Below are 19,215 nucleotides of genomic sequence, written 5' to 3' on the forward strand. Positions count from 1 at the left end.
AGCATCCAGCAAGCTGTCCGTCGAAGCCACCGGCGACCTCCTGGGAATCGAGCAATCCGACACCGGAAGCTATGCCACCATCACCGACCCCTTACACACTCAAGCTGACGCTGATTTCCCAGCTCAAAGGCCCTGTTCGATTGAGCAACAGCCTCTCAGGTCAGTGCCGGATGTGAGGGCTGTGTCGGGAGCAGACCACTCGATGGGTCGTGCCACAGCCACCAGATCCACCACAAGGTGCGGGCCGGCCTAGAGACATCACCGGCACGGATCATGCCTTCATCCGATCCGCAAGCCACGCGCGCACTTCCGCGACGTCGTATCGGCAGTAACGACCGACCTTGTACCGGCTCGGGCCAGTGCCGTTCCAGTTCATCTGATAGAGGGTCTTCGGCGAGACCCTCAACACACGCGCAGTCTCGGCGTGGGTGAGATACGGCTCGATAGGCAGAGCACAGGTCATTGTGTTTGATACCTCTCGTTGATCTGACGCCATCCACTCGGATGCCAAGCACTGGATCAGCAGAGCCCTGATGCTCTGCGGTCCCGCCTGGGCTTCGGCACCTGGCCTCGGGCTCGAAACCCGCACCGTCGCAGAAGGCGCAGCCCCGCGATTCACCGTCGCGGCACCCGCACCAGACCTGAGCGGGTGCGTCTCCCCATACAAAGCGGATGCCCACCAGCTTGGAAGTGACCACGGCACTCCTATGTCGTTTCGACATTCAGCGAGGTCGTTTCGACTTCGCTGGAGATCACTGTGGCAAGTCGACTCGCGCAATGTCAACACGATTGCTAGCTTTGTCGATATGACATCGGAGCCAGCTCTGCCTACGCCCGCCAGGACCCCCAGCGCGATCGTCGCGGCACGGGTCGTCGAATCACGCAGGCGTCGAGGATGGACGGCGGCCCAGTTCGCCGAACGTTGCGCGGCGGCAGGCGCACCGCACCTGACCAAGTCCGTCCTGGCCAACATCGAGAGCGGCCGACCGGATCCGGAGGGCCGCCGGCGCCGCGAAGTGTCGGTGGACGAGTTGCTCACCTTCGCCTACGTCCTCGACATCGCGCCTATCTACTTGCTCACACCGTTCGACGACTCCGACGCTTCCCTGCCGATTGCGGTCACCGGCAATGTCGCCGTCAGCGACAACGATGAACTGGCGCGCTGGCTCCGCGGGGAGCAGCCGCTGCCGGGCTCGGACTCTCGCCAGTTCTTCACCGCTTCCCTGCAGCAGATGCCGACCCTCGATTCCGCACAGCTCGTAGACGAGCTGAAGCGCGCAGTTCTCCAGGACCGGGCCAAGGAACTGACGTCCCAGCTGAACGCTTCGGCCGCAACGATCGCCGCCGAGGCAGACGCCAAGGTTCAGAGCCTCATCGCAGACATCGGCGCCGCTCTCGCCACGGGCGGCAGCGTTGAAGACGTACTGGCGGTACTGCGTTCCGAGAGCGCAAAGCTCAAGCAGGCACATCAGACCGCCTAGAGCGTCGCGGCATACCTTTGCATGTCGATACGACAAGCGCAGAGCCCGAATCGACTGCCCCCTCTGGGCGATGGATCTTGCACAGGGTAGGATCGCCCAATCGACACGCATCATTGTCGATTGAACAGAGAGCGCGAAGACCATGACTGCCAACCTCGCAGTGCCGAGTACACTGAGCGGATACCAAAGACCCCTCCTTGCGCGGGACCAGGAAGCCGGCGTTCCACTTCAGCGAGGAGTCGTCATCGCTTCCGGGCTGCATGCGGCAGCCAGTGGATCAGCTCCTGTCAGAAACCTCATCAAGTTCATCGGCGACTGGCACCCCGATCGCGTTCTGCTGCTCGCCCCTCAGGGAGGGTGGTGCAACCCGAAGAAGTCCGTCTGCAGCGGTTTCGTCGGCTTTCTCGAGGCTCTCCGAGGCAGCTACAACTTGCCCGTGACGATCCAGATGAACGCTCTGCCGGCGCCTGGCACGACGACTTCCGCCTGGAGTCGGACGTGCCTCAGTGCACTGCGATCGCTCGATGTCGACACGCATGCCGGGATCTATGCGATCACGCCGGGCTGGTACAGCCTGTGTGTCAACGGGCGGACGCAGAAGGGCAATCCGGGCTCGCTCGCGATGACACTGGCGCGCACCCTCCGGGCCTCTGTCATGTGCTCAGGCACCGGACGACTCGCATCCGTCGGCGAGAGCCACGAGGACAGCCAAGACCTCTCAAGGCCTCTCTGGGGTGTCGAGACCGGTTACGTCGGCGCATCGTCTGGGTCGACGGCGTCAGGGTTCGCCCTACTCGCTATGCACAAAGGCGGGCCTCAGCCGGTGATGATCCCCATCAACAGCAGCGGAACTTTTACTGTTGACGGAGTCGCCTACGGCTGAGGCCTGAGAGGCGTCCTACACCTGCGAGTGCCCTTACCGCGGCCCTGCGATGCGCTGATGGGCAGCGCAGAAGGCGGATGTCACGTGGCCCACCTCCCACTCGACGGAGCAGATTCCTGCCGAAGGAAGATGCGTTCCTCAACCACAGCCTTCAGATGCTCGTCGCGCCCTAGCAGGAACGACAGGTCGGCCTCACCCGTGGCGGAATCGTTGACTCGCTTCTGCAGGTCGGCCGGAAGCAAATACAGCACCACAGGGGCCGCCTTCGTACCCCCCAGTACGACTCGAACACCGTCGTTCCGCAGGCGGCGGCCACGCTCGAACCAGTCGGGATGGGAATCCCACCAGTGTCCGTAGCTCTCACCGGTGCCGGAGTACTCCCAGTGGGCAGGCAGCGTCGGCTCGGACTCCAGCTCAGTTTGGCCTCGTGGCGCTCCATGGCCTGTGTGGTCGCGGCAGCCGCCCGCGAGCCCGGTGTCAGGGTCGCCAGGTTTCCGGCCAGGTTGTCGATCGCTTCTGCCGTCCGTAGTCGAGTTGACTCTGTATAGCGGATCCCCGCACGGGCAGAAGAGGACCCCGAGCAAGTCCGACGCCGTTCCCTTGATGCCCCGGCGGAAGTCCCCCCGCAGGCCCAGGATCTCCTGCACCCGATCGAAGTCTTCCTTGTCCACGATCGGCGGCATGAACTCCACGGGGATGCCGTCTTCCGTGATGATCTCGCCGTTGTGCCGTTGCCGCCCGATCAGGCTCGGGCTGGAAAGTATCTTGGTGAGGGTCGACTCATTCCATCGATACCCCTTGGGCTCCGGCCGTGATTCCCCCGGTTTGAGAAGCTTCGTCGCCTGCTGGTGGTCGCGACCGGTCGGGATGCCTCTCCGGTTCCAGTCGCCGGCTATCGCACGTAGGGTCTCGGCGGCCACGATGCGCTCGACAGCCTCTTTGACCAACGCCGAGGTCTCCTTGTCCTCGACCAGAATCCAGCCATCGCCGTCGGGGTTGGGCGTCGCCCTATATCCGTACGGCCAATGGCCGCCAGCCCATCGCCGATGTTGGCGGAAGCTCTCGCGTGCGTTCCTTATTTTCTTCTTGACGTCCAGGCGGTAGTTGGCGACCTGCGTGGCCTTGATGCCAGCCAACATACGACCATTCGGCGTTGTCAGATCCATGCCGGGGTCATCGAGAACGCGCACCGCCTTGCCCCACTTGGTGAGGTTCGCCACGAACCCCCACCAGTGAAGGTCGTCGCGGGTGATGCGGTCCTGCTCTGTGACAGCAAGGATGTCCCACTCGTCGAGCAGCGGCGGCTTCAGCCACTTTCCGAGTGCCGGCCGCTCGTCCAGATTGACGCCGCCCGAAACGGTCTCGTCCTCCACCCAAGCTGCCAGTTTGACGCCGTTCGCCCTTATCCAGGCATCGAGCGCCTCCTCCTGGCGTTGGAGCGCGCCCGCGTCATCGTCACCCGAGTAACGCTTGACGCCAAGTACCCTAGACATGTGTGCTCCGTTCGAGGTCTAGTCCATGATCGTCCCGTCGAACGACGTAAGGCTATTTCACTGGGGGTCCTAGCATGATCGAATTTGATGGCGGCCTTCCAGAGTTGACAGATCCTGTTGCGATCCTGGCGTTCGAGGGGTGGAACGACGCCGGGGAGGCGGCTTCCAACGCGGTGAAGCACCTGGCTGAGGCCTATGCCGGGGGCGGGCGGGTGTTCGCGGCGTTGGACGGGGAGGACTACTACGACTACCAGGTGCATCGGCCGGTGGTGGCCTCGGTGGAGGATCGGCGGCAGGTAATCTGGCCGACGACGCGGTTCTCCATCGTGCGAGCGCCTGCGCGGCTGCTGCCCGGGGATGCTCATGAGGAGCCGCGGGACCTGGTGCTGGTGCACGGTGTGGAGCCGAACATGCGCTGGCGATCGTTCTGCGAGGAGATCCTGGGGCTGGCGCGGGATCTGGGGGTGGGGCAGGTCATCACGCTGGGCGCGTATCTGGCCGATGTGCCGCACACGCGGGCCACGCCGGTGACCGGGACCAGCTCGGACGAGGCGTACCAGGCGTTGTTCGACGTGGAGCCGCCGACGTACGAGGGGCCGGTGGGGATCACCGGCGTGTTCCAGGAGGCGTGCCACTTCGCGGGCATCCCGTTGATGTCGTTCTGGGCCGCGGTGCCGCACTACGTGGCGCATCCGCCGGTGCCGAAGGCGACGTTGGCGCTGCTGCGGCGGCTGGAGGACGTGCTCGACCTGTCGGTGCCGACCAAGCGGCTGGCCGAGGAGGCGCAGTCGTGGGAGGCCGGCGTGGACGAGCTGGCGGAGAACGACGCCGAGGTCGGCGAGTACGTGCGGACGTTGGAGGAGCAGCGGGACAGCGAGGACGCCGCCGATCTGCCGGAGGCCAGCGGTGAGGCGATCGCTCGGGAGTTCGAGCGGTATCTGCGGCGGCAGGAGCGGCGGCGGGGGTCCTCTGAGGAGGGGTAGTAGGTAGCGGGTGGAAACCGTTGGCGGCCGGCGGATGAGGGATTGCGGATGGCCGGCCGCTGATGGATGCACGGCTGGATGGATGGCTGGCTAGGCTGGGCTGGGCCCGGCTGTGACACTGCTGGACTGGGCGTGGCGCGCTCTTATCTGAGGTACCTCAGAACCCTGCGATGAGGCGAAGCGCGTCGTCGACGGAGGCCGCCGAGTCCGGGACGGGGTAGAGCGTCCCGCGGATGGTGCGCGAGGAGTCGACGATGAGCGTCGCGCGCTTGAGGCGGTCGGCGCCGGCGGCCCGGAACGTCGGCAGGCGGAGCGCGGCGGCGAGTTGGAGCGTCTGGTCCGACAGGAGCGGGAACGGCAGGTTCTCCAGCTCGGCGAACTGGGCCAGCTGCTCGGGGCGCTGCGTGCAGACTCCGATGACGGTGGCGTCGGCCGCGACGAAGTCGGGCAGGCGGTCGCGGAACGTGCGGGCTTCGAGCGTGCAGCCGGGGCCGCCGGGGACGTCGGACCAGCCGGGGGCCAGGCCGGGCTCGACGGCCGGCGAGCCGGGGAAGGTGTACAGGACGGTCCACTTGGCGCCGGTGGAGACCGGGTCGGTCGGCGTGCCGTCGGCGGCCGGGAGTGTCAGGGCTGGAATACCGGTGCCGACCAGGGCCTGGACCCGGCGGGCTTCGGCGGAGGCGGGCTCGGAGGTGGCGGTGAGCGTGCCGTCGCCCATCACGTGTTGCGCCCCCCAGTTCTGCAACGCGATCAGCACCGGGAGCAGGCCGCGCCCGGCGTCGGTGAGGTGGTACTCGAAGCGCGGCGGCCGATCAGAGTACTGACGCCGCTCCAGAACCCCGCGCTCGACGAGCATCGCCAGCCGCTCGGTCAGCACCTTGCGGCTGACGCCGAGCTCCGCGGCGAGGTCCGAGAAGCGCGTGACGCCGCCGGCGACATCGCGCACGACGAGGAGCGTCCACCAATCGCCGACGACGTCGAGCGCCTGCGCGATGGAGCAGTCGGTGTCCGCGATGCGGGTGTACTTCACGGGGCCAGTATAGTCGGTTCACAATGGGAACTCAGACAGTTCAGAATAGGAACTGACTCCGGGGAGGGGCACACGTGAGCGCCGACGCGCAGACGGATCGGATGAACGACACGAGGCAAGGCCGCAAGGTGGCGGCCATGCAGCCAGATGGCATGGCTGCTGCAGCACCAGGCAGCGCGCTCGCTGCGCCGACGACACAGATGCCGCTCGCCGCCGCGCAACCAGATCGCGCAGCTGCGGCGCCGGACGGTGCGCAAGCAAGCGACAATTCAGCACCGGATCCCGCGAGCGCCGCACTACCGGCCGCCGCAGCGCCAGCCAGCGCACTACTGGCCAGCGCACAGGCAGGCGACACCAGCGCCGCACCGCCGGCCAGCACACTGCCGGATCCCGCGAGCGCCGCACTACCGGCCGCCGCAGCGCCACCCAGCGCACTACTGGCCAGCGCACAGGCAGGCGACACCAGCGCCGCGCCGCCGGCCAGCACACTGCCGGATCGCGCGAGCGCCGCACCGCCGGCCGCCGCAGAGCCAGCCAGCGCGCCGCCAACCCGCGCCGCCCCCGCCGCACGCTCCTGGTTCTGGCGCTACTTCGCGGGGTCGACGGTGAGTCGCGTCGGCACTGCGGTGACCACCGTCGCGCTGCCGCTGACCGCGTTGGCGGCGGCGCGTGCCAGTAGCTTCGAGGTTGGGGCTGTGGCTGCTGCGGGGTATGCGGCGTGGGCTGTGGTGGGGTTGCCTGCGGGGGTGTTGGTCGGGCGGTTGCCGTTGCGGGGGACGCAGGTGGCTATGGATCTGGTGCGGGCGGTGGCTTTGGCTTCGGTGCCGGTGGCTTGGTGGTTCGCTTCGGTGACGGTGGCGCAGTTGGTGGTGGTCGCGCTGGTGGTGGGGGTGGCTTCGGTGGTCTTTGATGTCGGGAATGCCACGATGCTGCCGTTCCTGGTGGACAAGGAGGAGCTCACCGCGCGCAACAGTCTTACGTCGGGGGCCGAGGCCGTGACCACGTTGGCCGGGCCGTCGTTGGGTGGGGCTTTGGTGCAGGCGGTCGGGGCGGCGGTGGCCATCGTCGTGGATGTCGTCAGTTACCTGATATCAGCGCTCTTGTTGTGGAACGTGCCGCGGCCGCCGAAGGTCGTTGCCGACGCCGGTGCGGTCAAGGCCAGTGTGCGCGCTTCGATTCGGGAGGGGTGGCACTTCCTCATCCGCGAGCCTGTGCAGCGGGCGAATCTGTGGATCGCGACGTCCATGAACTTCATCTGTGGCGCGCTGATGGCGCTCACGCCGCTGTTCCTGGTGCGTACGCTCGGGCTGGGCGCGGCGTGGGTCGGGGCGATGATGGCGGCCGAGGGGTTGGGCAGCTTGCTCGGGGCTTCGCTGACGCCTCGGTTGACCCGGCGGATCGGGACCGGGCGGGCGTTGGTCGTGGCGTCGGTGGCGCTGCCGGTCGGGTACGCGTTGATGCCGTTGGCTGGACGTGGGTGGGCCGCGGGGGTGTTCGCGCTCGGGAACGCCGCGTTCGCCGGGACGGTCGTCGTGGCCAGCATCGTCACACGCACCTACCGGCAGATCGCGACGCCGACCGAGCTGCTGCCGCGGGTGATGGCGACGGTGCGCTTCGTCTCGTGGGGCGTCATCCCCGTCGGCGCGCTGGCCGCCGGGGCTGTCGCGTCCTGGTACGGGCCGCGCGCGGCCTTGTGGTGGACCGCCGCCGCGACGCTCGCCGTGCCGGCGGTGGTGCTGACCAGTCCGATCCGCGCGCGGCGGGACATCGCTGAAGGGTGAGGAGAGCCCTTGGGAGGACCGGTTAGAGGGCTACGCCGAGTAGCGCGTCGGTGATTCGGCTGATCTGACCCGGCGCTGCCGTGTTCCGCTCGGCCGAAGCGGAAGCCGAAGCCGAAGCGTCAGCAGAATCCGCAGCATCAGCAGCCTCCTGCCGAGCCACCCACCCGTCGATCGCCGCCAGCGCCCCCGGCGTGTCGAGGTCGTCGGCGATCCGCTCGCGCACCGCGGCGAGCACGTCGTCGGCCGGCACGCCGTCCGGCCGCGACACCGCCGCGCGCCAGCGCGCCAGGCGCACCTCGGCGGCGGCCAGGTCGGCGTCGGTCCACTCCCAGTCGGTGCGGTAGTGGTGCGCCAGCAGGGCCAGGCGGATGGCCATCGGGTCCACGCCGGCGTGCCGGAGCTTGGAGACCAGGACCAGGTTGCCCTTGGACTTCGACATCTTCTCGCCGTCCAGGCCGACCATGCCGGAGTGCACGTAGGTGTGCGCGTAGGGCCGCTCGCCGGTGACCACCTGGGCCTCGGAGGCGCCCATCTCGTGGTGCGGGAAGGCCAGGTCGCTGCCGCCGCCCTGGAGGTCGATGCCCATGCCCAGGTGTTCCAGGGCGATCGCGGCGCACTCGATGTGCCAGCCGGGGCGACCCGGTTTCAGGCCGGCGGCGCGCGCCGCCTCGCCGGGTTCCCAGGAGGGCTCGCCCTCGCGTTCGGCCTGCCAGAGCAGACAGTCCAGGGCGTTCTTCTTGCCGGGGCGGCCCGGGTCGCCGCCGCGCTCGCCGAAGGTGGTGAGCATGTCGGGGGTGTCCAGGTGGGCCACGGAACCGAAGGCCGGGTCGGCGTGGACCGAGAAGTAGATGTCGCCGTCGACGTCGTAGGCGGCGCCGCGCTCCAGCAGCTTCACGACCAGGTCCACGACCAGCGGGATGGACTCCACGGCGCCGACGTAGTGCTGCGGCGGCAGGATGCGCAGGGCGGTCATGTCCTCGCGGAACAGGGCGGTCTCGGACTCGGCCAGCCGGACCCAGTCCTGGCCGGTGGCCAGGGCGCGCTCCAGCAGCGGGTCGTCGACGTCGGTGACGTTCTGCACGTAGGACACCGGGTGCCCGGCGTCCAGCCACGCGCGTTGGATCAGGTCGAACGCCAGGTAGGTGTTGGCGTGTCCCATGTGGGTCGCGTCATAGGGCGTGATGCCGCACACGTAGATGCGGGCCGCCTCGCCGGGGGCCGCCGCCGGCGTGGGCACCAGGCCCTGCGCGGCGGTGTCGTGGAGCCGGACGGCGGAGCCGTGACCGGGCAGGTCAGGAACCTCGGGGGCGGGCCATGCGTGCATGCGGATGATCCTATCGGGATCGGCGCGGACGGTGCCGGGTGCGGGTGCGGACGGCGGCACGGAGCCGCTGCCTGCCGCCGACAGGGACAGGGCAGGCACCAGGGGCAACGGAGCGAAGGGTGGCGTTTGTTCCGGAGGCCGCATGAGGTCGAAGCGCGGACTCGGGCCGTCTCAGGGCGTCTCAGCCAACGGTCCCGGCGGCCGGCGGGAACCCGGCGAAGACCCGGCGGCGCCGACCGTCCCGCGCGTCCAGGCGGTCAGCAGCGGCCGGTATCCGCACCGGTTCCAGAACGGTCCGGACAGCGGGTTCGTGGCCGTGTAGTGCAGCAGGATCGCGCCGACGCCCTCGGCGTCGAGTTCGGCGTGGACGTGGCGGGCCAGCGCGCTCCCGACGCCGCCGCCCCGCTCCCCCGCCGTGACGGCGCCGCAGTTCAGGTAGGCGGCCGGAGCGACGCGGATCAGGTGCGCGGCCCAGGAGGCGTGATCCGGCGGCTGGACCACGATCAGCCCGACCGGCTCGCCGTCGCGCTCGGCGAGCCAGGCCCGCTTCTCCTCGCCGCCGACGGCCTGCGCGACCTGTTCGGCCAAGCCGGACGGCGTGGAGGGCCGGATCGAGACGTAGCCGAACTGCGCGTCCCAGCGCAGTTGCTCCATCCACAGCCACGTCACGGCCTCGGTGTCCCGGGGCTTGGCGCGGCGGACCACGATGCCGGAGCCAAAGCCGGAGCCGGTACTCCCGGGGGCCGCGCTCGCGCCGGTCGTTTGCCCGGCGAGCCGCACCCCGAGGATCGCCTGCGGCGTGAATCCCCGCTCGGCCAAAGCCCGCGACATCTCGGTGTCGCGCGAGGGCCAGGTGATCGAGGCGATGCTGTCCGGGCCCGGCCGGAACGCGTCCTGCTCAGCCCACAGATCCAGCAGCTCAGCGAACGCCTTCGGGCCGTCGACCTTCGGCACCAGCTTGCTCTCGTGGGCCGCGAAGAAGGTGTAGCCCCAGGTGTCCGGATCGGCGATCAGGTTGCGTACCAGCGCCACGCCGCCGGGGCAGCTCAGCGCCGTATCCCATTTCCCAGGCGGGGGAAGCGGTTCCGACAACGCCAGCAACGGGTCGAAGGCCTCTCGGCGCGCCTGATGTGCTGCGAGCAATTCCGGACTCTGCCCCACCGAACACCTCCCTCACGAACCGCCAGACACACTAGCGGCCCGCTCGGCTCGGAGGCGGCGTTTCGGAACGGCGGCCGGGGCCCCGAGCCCGGGTTCAGCGCCGAGACTCAAACCGAGACTCAGAACGGCGGCCAGGGCACCGGACGCCGACGCCCCTCAGGCCCCGGTATCCGGTCGGTCTCCAGCAGTTCCCTGATGCGCCCCCGGGTCGCCGCGACCTCGTCGGCGTCCAGCAGGTCGCCCAGCCGGCCGCGGAGGCCGCCGGACTCGACGTCCCGGTCCAGCTTCTCCAGCACCTCGCGGACCTCCGCGCCCAGCGGCTCGCTGCTGAAGCCCCACAGCAGGGTCCGCAGTTTGTCGTCGACGTTGAAGGTCAGCCCGTGGTCGATGCCGTACACATGCTCCGGCTCGGCGATCCCGACCAGCAGGTGCCCGCCCTTGCGGTCGGCGTTGTTCACCACCGCGTCGAAGGCCGCGATGCGGCGCAGCCGCTCGTCGGCCTTGTGCGCCAGCACCGCGGGGCGGCCGTCGCCGAGCTCCACCGACAGCACCGGGCGCCACTGGGCCGCGGCCTCGTCGGCCGGGTCGTCGTCGAAGTCCTCCGGCAGCAGGGCGAGCAGGTCGTGCTCGTCCTCGTCGGGGGTGTCGATCCACAGCTGGCACATGCCCGGGCCCCACGGGCCCTCGCGCATCACCGTGGGCGGCACGATGCGCCAGCCGGTGGCCTGCGACAGCTCGTAGGCGGCGACCTCGCGGGCGGCCAGCGTGCCGTTGGGGAAGTCCCACAGCGGACGCTCGCCGGCCACCGGCTTGTGCACGCAGGTCAGGCTCACGCCGTCCAGGGCCACCGTGCCGTACAGGGTGGCGTTGGAGGCGTTGGTGAGCCGGCCGGTGATGGCCAGCTCGCCGCTCGTCAGGACCTGCCGGACCCCGGCCGGATCCAGGTCCTGGCTCTGGTCCTGCTCGGCGGCCGCGTCCGCTCCGGAGGTGCTCAAGCGGCGCGCCGCCGGTAGCCGTTGGAACGCGGACACACATGACCCTCCGGGTCCAGTGGCAGCGAGCAGAAGGGGCAAGGCGGCCGGCCGGCCGAGACCACGGCCTTGGCCCGGGAGGTGAACGCCCGCGCCTGCGCGCCGGTGAGCCGCACCACCATGGTCGGCGGGCCGTCGGCCTCCATGTCGCCCAGCGGCGGCTCGCCCTCGCCCTCCATCGGCGCCATGGCCTCGATCACGACCCGCTGGGTCTCGCCGTCCCAGGCCAGCGCCAGGGCCGCGACCCGGAACTCCTCGAAGACCGGCTGTTCCAGGGGCTTGTCGTCGGCCAGCTCCAACGGCGCGATCGCCGGGACCGGGGCGGCCCCGCCGGAGCGCCGCACGACCTCGTCCAACAAATCGTCCAGCCGCTCGGCCAACGCCTCGACCTGCTCCTTCTCCAGCGCCACCGAGGTGATCCGGCCGCCGGAGGCCGCCTGCAGGTAGAAGGTGCGGTGCCCGGGGAGTCCGACGGTGCCGGCGACGAACCGTTCCGGGGGGTCGTAGACGAAGAGTTCCCGTGACACCGTGTTTCCTCCTACAAGCTTCGCGCTCAGGCCCTCTCATGGGCCCCGCAATCAAGCCTATGCGTTCATGCGTTGTCGGCGCCCGCGCCGCCCCCCACTGCGGCGTCCGCGTCCGCTGTAGGCGAACGCTCCGGGGCCGGCTTGTAGGGAGCCGGGTCGCCGCCGACGTCGTTCAGGCGCACGACGAACGGCCGCATCTCGGTGTAGCGCACGGCGGTGACCGAGCACGGATCGCAGGTGATGCGCTGGAACTGGTCCAGGTGCAGGCCCAGGGCGTCGGCGGCCAAGGCCTTGATGACGTCGCCGTGCGAGAACAGCGCCCACACCGCCTCCGGTCCGTGTTCCTCCGCTATCAGGGTGTTCCATTCCCGCACGGCGGCCACGGCACGCGCGGACATGTCGGCCATCGACTCGCCCTCGGGCCCGGGGAAGCGCGCGGCGGACGGATGCCCCTGCACGACCTTCCACAGCGGTTCCTTGGCCAACTCGGCCAGCGGCCGGCCGGTCCAGTCGCCGTAGCGGCATTCGCCGATCCGCTCGTCCAGGTGCACCGGCACGCTCTCGCGGCCGGCCAGCACGATGTCGGAGGTCTGTCGGCAGCGCTCCAGCGGAGAGCTCACCACGGCCGACAGCGGCACCTCGGCCAGCCGCTTGGCCAGCTCGCCGGCTTGCTGTTCGCCGCGCTCGTCCAGGCGCACACCCTTGGTCCAGCCGGCGAGGATGCCGGAGCTGTTGGCCGTGGTGCGGCCGTGGCGGATCAGGAGTACCAGGGTCACAGGCCTCACCCTACGACTTGAGGCGCCTGGGCGGCGGATCGGATTCCGCGGGCGGCGGTGGATCGGATCGGCGCCCCGCGGCCGGATCGGATCGGCGCCCCGGCACCGGATCGGATTCCTCCCCGCCGCCCGGCCTGCGGGATAATCGCCCGCATGATCGTCGACAATGCCACCTACCAGAACGGCCGCCGCGTGGCCGCGCCCGAGGACCTGTCGGACGCGCTGGAGCAGGCCAGGGGCTGCGGGGACCCCGGAGCGTTCCTGTGGCTGGGGCTCTTCGAGCCCGAGCCCGACGAGTTCGACCTGGTGGCGCGCGAGTTCGGGCTGCACCCGCTGGCCGTGGAGGACGCGGTGAGCGCGCACCAGCGCCCCAAGCTGGAGCACTACAAGGGCTCGACGTTCCTGGTGTTCAAGACGCTGCTGGAGTCCGACCCGCACCATCCGCTGCAGCTCGGCGAGATCTCGGTGTTCCTCGGCGAGAACTTCATCGTCACCGTCCGGCACGGCGCGGCCAACCCGCTGACCGGGGTGCGGCACCGGGTCGAGGCCGAGCCGGAGCTGCTGCAGCTGGGGCCCAGCGCGGTGCTGTACGCGGTCGCGGACCTGATCGTCGACTCCTACAGCGGTTACGCGCAGCTGATGCAGGACTCGATCGACGAGCTGGAGACCGAGGTCTTCTCCCCCGTCCGCGGCGACTACGGCGGGCCGATCTACGCGCTCAAGCGCAACGCGATCGTGTTCGCGCGCGCCGTGCTGCCGCTGGTGATGCCGACGAAGGCGCTGGTCGCCGGGGAGGAGGACCGGATCGCGAAGGAGACCCAGCCCTACTTCCGGGACGTGGCCGACCACGTGCTGCGCGCCACCGACGGCGCGCGGGAGTGGAACGAGCTGCTGGACCACATGCTGGACGCGGACCGGTCGCGGGTGTCGGTGCAGCAGAACGACGACATGCGGCGGATCTCGGCGTGGGCGGCGATCCTGGCGGTGCCGACGGCGATCGCCGGGATCTACGGGATGAACTTCGACGACATGCCGGAGCTGCACTACCACTACTCGTACTACGTGGTGCTGGGGATCATGGCCACGGCGTGCGTGATCCTGTACGTGCTGCTGAAGCGGGCGAAATGGCTGTGAGCGGGGTGCCTGTGCCGCCGGGCGAGCTGGAGCTGACGCGGTTCCCCGAGGACGCGCGAGAGCAGTTGCGGGCCTGGGACGCGGCGGACGAGTACCTGCTGCGGCATCTCGACGACGGCTCGGACCGCGCGGGCCTGCTCGGCCGGGTGGTGGTGGTCGGCGACCGGTGGGGCGCGATCACCACGTCGCTGGCGCTGACCGGGGCGCACGTCACGCAGATCTCTGATTCGTTCCTCGGGCAGCAGGCGACCGCCGCGAACCTGGCGCGGAACGGGCATTCGCGGCCTGAGGTGGTGCTGGCCTCGGCGGCCGAGGATTTCGGTGCGGAATTCGGTGTGGGTGCGGGGCTCCCGGCGCCGATCGACGTGTTGCTGGTGCGGGTGCCGAAGTCGTTGGCGCTGTTGGAGGACCAGCTGTGGCGGTTGCGGCCGTTCGTCGGGCCGGGGACGCGGATCGTGGGGTCCGGGATGGTGACCGAGATCCACACCTCGACGCTTCAGGCTTTTGAACGGATTCTGGGGCCCACGCGGACTTCCTTGGCGGTGCGTAAGGCGCGGCTGATCTTCTGCGAGCCGGATTTGGCGTTGCCGCGTAAGGAGAATCCGTGGCCGCTGACGTATCAGCTTCCTGATGGTATCGGGGTCGCGAGCGAGCGTCCCGTGGTGAACTACGCGGGGACGTTCTCGGCCGACCATTTGGACATCGGGACGCGGTTGTTTCTTCAGCATCTGCCGAGCCGGTCAGATACAAGCCGGTCCGATGTGGCGCGGGTTGTGGATCTGGGGTGTGGCAACGGGGTTGTGGGGTTGGCGGCGGCGTTGGCGAATCCGGGCGCGGCGGTGACGTTCGTCGACGAGTCGTACCAGGCCCTGGCTTCGGCGCGCGCCACGTTCGAGGCGGCGTTCCCGGCGGGGACGCGGGATGCGGAGTTCCGGGCCGGCGACGGGATGGACGGCTTCGAGCCGGGCAGCGTGGATCTGGTGCTGAACAACCCGCCGTTCCACAGCCACCAGGCCACGACGGACGCGACCGCGTGGCGGATGTTCACGGGGTCGCGGGCGGCGTTGCGGCGTGGCGGGGAGCTGTGGGTGGTCGGCAACCGGCACCTCGGCTACCACCTGAAACTGAAGCGGCTGTTCGGGAACTGCGAGGTCGTGGGCAGCAATCCGAAGTTCGTGGTGCTGCGGGCCGTGCGGAGATGAGCAAGGTGGGGCTGCCAACAGCCCCACAGCCCAGCTGGACAAACCTCCCAGCCGTGCTCAGTCGACCAGCACCGCCTGCTCGGCCTCGGCGATGATCTCCTCCGGCGTCGGCGGCTTGAGCAGCAGCTCCGCGATCCGCGCCTGCCCCGGGTCGCCGGCCGCCTCGATCGCGGCGACCGACTCGCGCACGTCGTAGCGCGTGGTGCGCAGCTGGACGTCGGGGCCGAGCAGCGCCCAGTAGGCCAGGCCCGGCTCGTCGTGGTGGAAGGGCAGGCCGACGCTGCCGGGGTTGATGCTGCGGCGGGTGCCGACGAAGCGGTCGAACTGCAGGTGGGTGTGGCCGGTGACCAGGACGTCCTCCTCGATCCCGGCGGTCATCTCGGCGAACCGCTCGGCCGGGGTGCCGGGCGTCACGGCCTCGTTGTCGCTGCGCGGGGAGCCGTGGCAGAAGCGCACCGGGCCCAGGCCGCGCACGTCCACGACCACGCTGAACGGGAACGAGCCGACGAAGGCCAGCGATCCGGTGCCGTGCCGGGCCGGGACCCACTCCTGGCGCGGGTTGGCCGGGGTGTATGCGCCGGTGGCGATCTGCCGGACGTAGCGCTCGCTGTTGCCGCGCACGCACACCGCGCGCCGGCCCAGGCCCTTGACGGTCGCGACCGCCCCGTCGGGGTCGACGCCCCAGGTCAGGTCGCCGTTGAAGACCACCAGGTCGGCGGCGGCGACGTCGGGCTCGGCGAGCACCGCGCGCAGCGCGGGGAGGTTGGCGTGCACGTCGGACAGCACCGCGACCCGCTCCACCGGCCCGTACCGCTTGGCCTGGCCCTCCCACGACGCGGGACCGTAGAACTCGAGGGACATCTTGGTCCTCCCCGGGACGGCGAATCGGCTGTTTCCGCCGATTCAAGCCTAATCGCGGTCCTGATGGTGGGCGAGAAGTGACCGAGCACTGAGACCGGGTGCGTCGATCATGCTGACCAAGTCGGTGAAGGAGGCGATCTCCGGGCCCGGCCAGTCGTCCTCGCGGTCGTGCGCGCTGCTGCCGTGCCAGTCCGCGGCCCGCAGCATCACCGGCGTCATGCCGACGCCGGCGGCGCCGGTGAGCTCGCGGGAGCCGCCGTCGCCGACGTAGAGACACTCGGCGGGGGCGACGCCGAGGCGGTCACATACGAGCTGGAAGAAGGCCGGATTAGGCTTCTTCAGGCCCTCGTCGCAGGAGAACACGGCGGTGTCGAAGTATTCGGCGACGGCCAGGCCCGGCCACGCGACCGGCAGTTCCGGGGTGCAGTCGCTGAGCAGGCCGAGGCGGTAGCCGCGGGTTCTGAGGGCCCGCAGGGCCTCGGGCGCGTCGTCGCGGCAGACGAACAGCGCGTTCTGCGCCGTCACCCGCGCCTCGCACGCCTCGGCCAGGGCGGTGTCGGAGGGCTCGATACCGCAGCGGCGGGCCAGGGCGCGGAAGGTCTCGGACAGGTCGCCGAGGGCTCCGGTGGCGCGTTCGACGAAGGAGTCGGACAGCGTCTCGCGCCACTGCTCGGCGGGGAGCCCGAGGGGAGCGGCGCTGGCGGCCGCGGCTTGGAACCAGGCCTCGTCGGAGGCGCTGTGGGTGAGCGTGCCGAAGAAGTCGATGACGACCGCGGCGAAGGGGCGTGGCGAGGTGGGCTCCGTCGCCGCAGACTTTGTCTCCATCGGCCCAATCTAGGCCCGGCGTGGTAGGCCGGGCCCAGCCCGCACCCTGATTCGCGCTCGCGCCGAGCCCACGCCGAGCCGGTTGCCGAGCTCGCGCCAAGACCATACCCAGCTAGCCGGTCACCCTGCTCGCGCCGAGCCCGTACCTGGAAAGACCCGCGCCTAGAAAGGCCGCTGCGGCCAGGGCGCGTCGGCCGGCCGCAGGTCGTCCAAAGCGTTCGTGGTGATCGCGGTGGTCAGCGCCAGCACGCCGGCCACGGTGAGCGGGTTGTGCAGCTCCCCGGCCAGGATCAGCTTGGTCACCTCGGAGCGGTCGGCCCACACGACGGCCATGTCGGCCTCCTCGTGCTCGCGCGCGTACTGCTCGCCGTCGGCCTCGCGCACGCCGCGCGCCAGGTAGACGCGGATCGCCTCGTCGGAGCCGCCGGGGGTGGTGAACAGGTCGACCAGCACGCGCCAGTCCTCGGCCTGCTGGTGCGTCTCCTCGTAGAGCTCGCGCTGCGCGGCCTCCAGCGGGTTCTCGCCGGGGTGGTCCAGCAGCCCCGCGGGCAGCTCCCACAGCCGCCAGCCGACCGGGTGCCGGTACTGGCGCACCAGCAGCACGCGGTCCGCCTCGTCCAGCGCCACGACGCCGACCGCGCCGGGGTGCACGACGTAGTCGCGCTCGGCGACCTTGCCGTCCACCATCTCCACGGTGTCGGTCCGGATGGAGATCACATGCCCCCGGAACTTCTCCTCGGAGGCCAGGACCGGCCATTTCTCCGGTTCGTCGCGGATCTCCATCACGCTCCTGGGGCTGTGTGTGTCGCGGAATCGATGAGTGGACATCGATGATCGGAGCCTATCGCGACAGCCCTGTCGGCAGGCGTCGGGGACGACGAACGCCCCGGCGCGAACGCCGGGGCGCGGTGTCGTGCTCCCTGCCCGCGCCTCAGGCGCCGGCAGCCGTCTCGGCCAGCGCCTCCCCGGCGGCGGTCGCCGCGGCGGTCGCGGCCGCGGCGGTGGCCACGCCCTTCGACCGCTCGACGGCGGCCGCGATCAGGCCGGCGAACAGCGGGTGCGGCCGGGTCGGACGCGAGCGCAGTTCGGGGTGCGCCTGGGTGCCGACCAGGAAGGGGTGCGTCTCGCGCGGGAGCTCGACGAACTCCACCAGCCGGCCGTCCGGGGAGGTGCCGGAGAAGACCAGGCCGGCCTCCTCCAGGCGCGGGCGGTAGGCGTTGTTCACCTCGTAGCGGTGGCGGTGGCGCTCCTCGATGTAGGGGGCGCCGGCGTACAGCTCGCGGACGACGGTGCCCTCGCCGAGCTTGGCCGGGTACAGGCCCAGGCGCATGGTGCCGCCCAGGTCGCCCTGGCCGGCCACGATGTCGCGCTGGTCGGCCATGGTGGAGATGACCGGGTCCGGCGTGGCCTCGTCGAACTCCGCGGAGTTCGCCGCGGGGATGCCGGCCAGGTTGCGGGCGCCCTCGATCACGATGCACTGCAGGCCCAGGCACAGGCCCAGCAGCGGGATCAGGTTCTCGCGGGCGTACTTGACCGTGTTCACCTTGCCCTCGATGCCGCGCACGCCGAAGCCGCCGGGCACGCAGATCGCGTCCACGCCGGTCAGGTGCTTGGCCGCGCCCTCGTCGGTGGCGCACTCGTCGGAGGGGACCCAGCGGATGTTCACCCGCGCGGAGTTGGCGAAGCCGCCGGCCCGCAGCGCCTCGCTCACCGACAGGTAGGCGTCCGGCAGGTCGATGTACTTGCCGACCAGGGCGACGGTGAGGTCGTGGTCCGGCTGGTGCACCCGGCGCAGCAGGTCGTCCCACTGCGTCCAGTCCACGTCGCGGAACGGCAGGTTCAGCCGGCGCACCACGTAGGCGTCCAGGCCCTCGGTGTGCAGGACCTTGGGGATGTCGTAGATGGACGGCGCGTCCACGGCCGCGGCGACGGCCTCCTCGTCCACGTCGCACATCAGCGAGATCTTGCGCTTGATGGCCTGGCTGATCGGCCGGTCGGCGCGGCACACGATGGCGTCCGGCTGGATGCCGATGCTGCGCAGCGAGGCCACCGAGTGCTGGGTCGGCTTGGTCTTCATCTCCCCCGAGGGGCCGATGTAGGGCACCAGCGAGACGTGCAGGAAGAACACGTTCTCCCGGCCGACCTCGTGCCGGAGCTGGCGCGCGGCCTCCAGGAACGGCAGCGACTCGATGTCGCCGACGGTCCCGCCGACCTCGGTGATCACGATGTCGACCTCGTCGCCGCCCATGCGCCGGATCCGGGACTTGATCTCGTTGGTGATGTGCGGGATCACCTGGACCGTGTCGCCCAGGTACTCCCCGCGCCGCTCCTTGGCGATCACCGCGGAGTAGACCTGGCCGGTGGTGACGTTGGCCGAACCGTGCAGGTCGGTGTCCAGGAACCGCTCGTAGTGGCCGACGTCCAGGTCGGTCTCGGCGCCGTCGTCGGTGACGAACACCTCGCCGTGCTGGAACGGGTTCATCGTGCCCGGGTCGACGTTGAGGTAGGGGTCGAGCTTCTGCATGGTGACCCGCAGACCCCGGGCCTTGAGCAGGGCGCCCAGCGACGAGGCGGTCAGGCCCTTGCCCAGGGAGGAGGCGACGCCCCCGGTTACGAACAGGTGTTTCGTCTGATGTGCCAAAGGGGGGCTCCCGCGGATCGCTGGTGACAACTAAAGAGGGCGCTGCTCGATGAGGAGAGCGGTGGGCGATGCGGTGCCGGAG

The 19,215-nt window shown here is 70.1% G+C and carries 18 protein-coding genes; 6 read left to right on the forward strand and 12 right to left on the reverse strand.

From position 1 onward, the window contains the following. Positions 1-271 precede the first annotated feature (271 nt). Complete coding sequence (locus GWK61_RS61075; RefSeq protein WP_369125649.1) at positions 272-973, reverse strand: helix-turn-helix transcriptional regulator; 702 nt, start codon at positions 971-973, stop codon at positions 272-274. A 49-nt stretch (positions 974-1,022) separates the two neighbouring features. On the opposite strand from GWK61_RS61075, the gene GWK61_RS39845 reads away from it, so the two are divergent. Together GWK61_RS39845 and GWK61_RS39850 are read left to right on the forward strand one after the other, a co-directional pair. Beyond that, positions 1,023-1,481, forward strand: coding sequence for a hypothetical protein (locus GWK61_RS39845; protein WP_194916905.1), 459 nt, complete (start codon positions 1,023-1,025; stop codon positions 1,479-1,481). A 142-nt stretch (positions 1,482-1,623) separates the two neighbouring features. After that, positions 1,624-2,364, forward strand: coding sequence for a hypothetical protein (locus GWK61_RS39850; RefSeq protein ID WP_194916906.1), 741 nt, complete (start codon positions 1,624-1,626; stop codon positions 2,362-2,364). A gap of 80 nt (positions 2,365-2,444) precedes the next feature. Here the strand turns inward: GWK61_RS39850 and GWK61_RS39855 are convergent, their stop codons facing one another. Then, on the reverse strand, positions 2,445-3,857 hold the full coding sequence (locus GWK61_RS39855; RefSeq protein ID WP_194916907.1) for a recombinase family protein: 1,413 nt from the start codon (positions 3,855-3,857) through the stop codon (positions 2,445-2,447). A 74-nt stretch (positions 3,858-3,931) separates the two neighbouring features. On the opposite strand from GWK61_RS39855, the gene GWK61_RS39860 reads away from it, so the two are divergent. After that, positions 3,932-4,840: a PAC2 family protein gene (locus tag GWK61_RS39860; RefSeq protein WP_194916908.1), complete on the forward strand. Its 909-nt coding sequence runs from the start codon at positions 3,932-3,934 to the stop codon at positions 4,838-4,840. Between the two features lie 157 nt (positions 4,841-4,997). Here GWK61_RS39860 and GWK61_RS60065 read toward each other — a convergent pair whose 3' ends face one another. Beyond that, entirely contained in the window at positions 4,998-5,870 is an 873-nt protein-coding gene (locus GWK61_RS60065; RefSeq protein WP_194916909.1) for a winged helix-turn-helix transcriptional regulator, read from the reverse strand. 74 nt (positions 5,871-5,944) lie between these two features. On the opposite strand from GWK61_RS60065, the gene GWK61_RS39870 reads away from it, so the two are divergent. Further along, complete coding sequence (locus GWK61_RS39870) at positions 5,945-7,651, forward strand: MFS transporter (RefSeq protein ID WP_323747966.1); 1,707 nt, start codon at positions 5,945-5,947, stop codon at positions 7,649-7,651. 22 nt (positions 7,652-7,673) lie between these two features. Here the strand turns inward: GWK61_RS39870 and mshC are convergent, their stop codons facing one another. From mshC to GWK61_RS39895, 5 genes are all read right to left on the reverse strand, one after another. Further along, the gene (mshC, locus tag GWK61_RS39875) at positions 7,674-8,975 is read right to left on the reverse strand and encodes a cysteine--1-D-myo-inosityl 2-amino-2-deoxy-alpha-D-glucopyranoside ligase (protein WP_194916910.1); all 1,302 of its coding nucleotides are present in this window, start codon (positions 8,973-8,975) and stop codon (positions 7,674-7,676) included. A gap of 171 nt (positions 8,976-9,146) precedes the next feature. Beyond that, positions 9,147-10,136, reverse strand: a complete 990-nt coding sequence (locus tag GWK61_RS60070) for a GNAT family N-acetyltransferase (RefSeq protein WP_194916911.1) — start codon at positions 10,134-10,136, stop codon at positions 9,147-9,149. A 119-nt stretch (positions 10,137-10,255) separates the two neighbouring features. Beyond that, a complete protein-coding gene (locus GWK61_RS39885) occupies positions 10,256-11,131 on the reverse strand; it encodes an SCO1664 family protein (RefSeq protein ID WP_194916912.1) in 876 nt (291 codons plus the stop codon). Continuing rightward, entirely contained in the window at positions 11,128-11,694 is a 567-nt protein-coding gene (locus tag GWK61_RS39890) for a DUF3090 domain-containing protein (protein ID WP_194916913.1), read from the reverse strand. Before GWK61_RS39890 ends, GWK61_RS39885 begins: the two co-directional genes overlap by 4 nt. Before the next feature lie 65 nt (positions 11,695-11,759). Then, a complete protein-coding gene (locus tag GWK61_RS39895) occupies positions 11,760-12,470 on the reverse strand; it encodes a histidine phosphatase family protein (RefSeq protein ID WP_194916914.1) in 711 nt (236 codons plus the stop codon). Between the two features lie 153 nt (positions 12,471-12,623). Here GWK61_RS39895 and GWK61_RS39900 point away from each other — a divergent pair, with 153 nt between their 5' ends. Together GWK61_RS39900 and GWK61_RS39905 are read left to right on the forward strand one after the other, a co-directional pair. Further along, positions 12,624-13,604, forward strand: coding sequence for a magnesium and cobalt transport protein CorA (locus GWK61_RS39900; protein WP_194916915.1), 981 nt, complete (start codon positions 12,624-12,626; stop codon positions 13,602-13,604). Beyond that, a complete protein-coding gene (locus GWK61_RS39905) occupies positions 13,595-14,806 on the forward strand; it encodes a methyltransferase (RefSeq protein WP_194916916.1) in 1,212 nt (403 codons plus the stop codon). The genes GWK61_RS39900 and GWK61_RS39905 overlap by 10 nt, the downstream gene beginning before the upstream one ends. Positions 14,807-14,863: 57 nt before the next feature. On the opposite strand, the gene GWK61_RS39910 is transcribed toward GWK61_RS39905, so the two are convergent. From GWK61_RS39910 to pyrG, 4 genes are all read right to left on the reverse strand, one after another. Further along, complete coding sequence (locus GWK61_RS39910; protein ID WP_228563709.1) at positions 14,864-15,667, reverse strand: metallophosphoesterase family protein; 804 nt, start codon at positions 15,665-15,667, stop codon at positions 14,864-14,866. A 48-nt stretch (positions 15,668-15,715) separates the two neighbouring features. Further along, positions 15,716-16,492 (reverse strand): HAD family hydrolase, encoded by a 777-nt coding sequence (locus GWK61_RS39915; protein ID WP_194916917.1) that lies wholly within the window; start codon positions 16,490-16,492, stop codon positions 15,716-15,718. Positions 16,493-16,654: 162 nt separating this feature from the next. Continuing rightward, a complete protein-coding gene (locus tag GWK61_RS39920; protein WP_194916918.1) occupies positions 16,655-17,275 on the reverse strand; it encodes an NUDIX domain-containing protein in 621 nt (206 codons plus the stop codon). Between the two features lie 148 nt (positions 17,276-17,423). Continuing rightward, positions 17,424-19,133, reverse strand: a complete 1,710-nt coding sequence (gene pyrG, locus GWK61_RS39925) for a CTP synthase (protein ID WP_194916919.1) — start codon at positions 19,131-19,133, stop codon at positions 17,424-17,426. Positions 19,134-19,215 lie beyond the last annotated feature (82 nt).

This window comes from Catenulispora rubra (genome assembly GCF_015356825.1).
In the GTDB taxonomy this organism is placed as follows: domain Bacteria; phylum Actinomycetota; class Actinomycetes; order Streptomycetales; family Catenulisporaceae; genus Catenulispora; species Catenulispora rubra.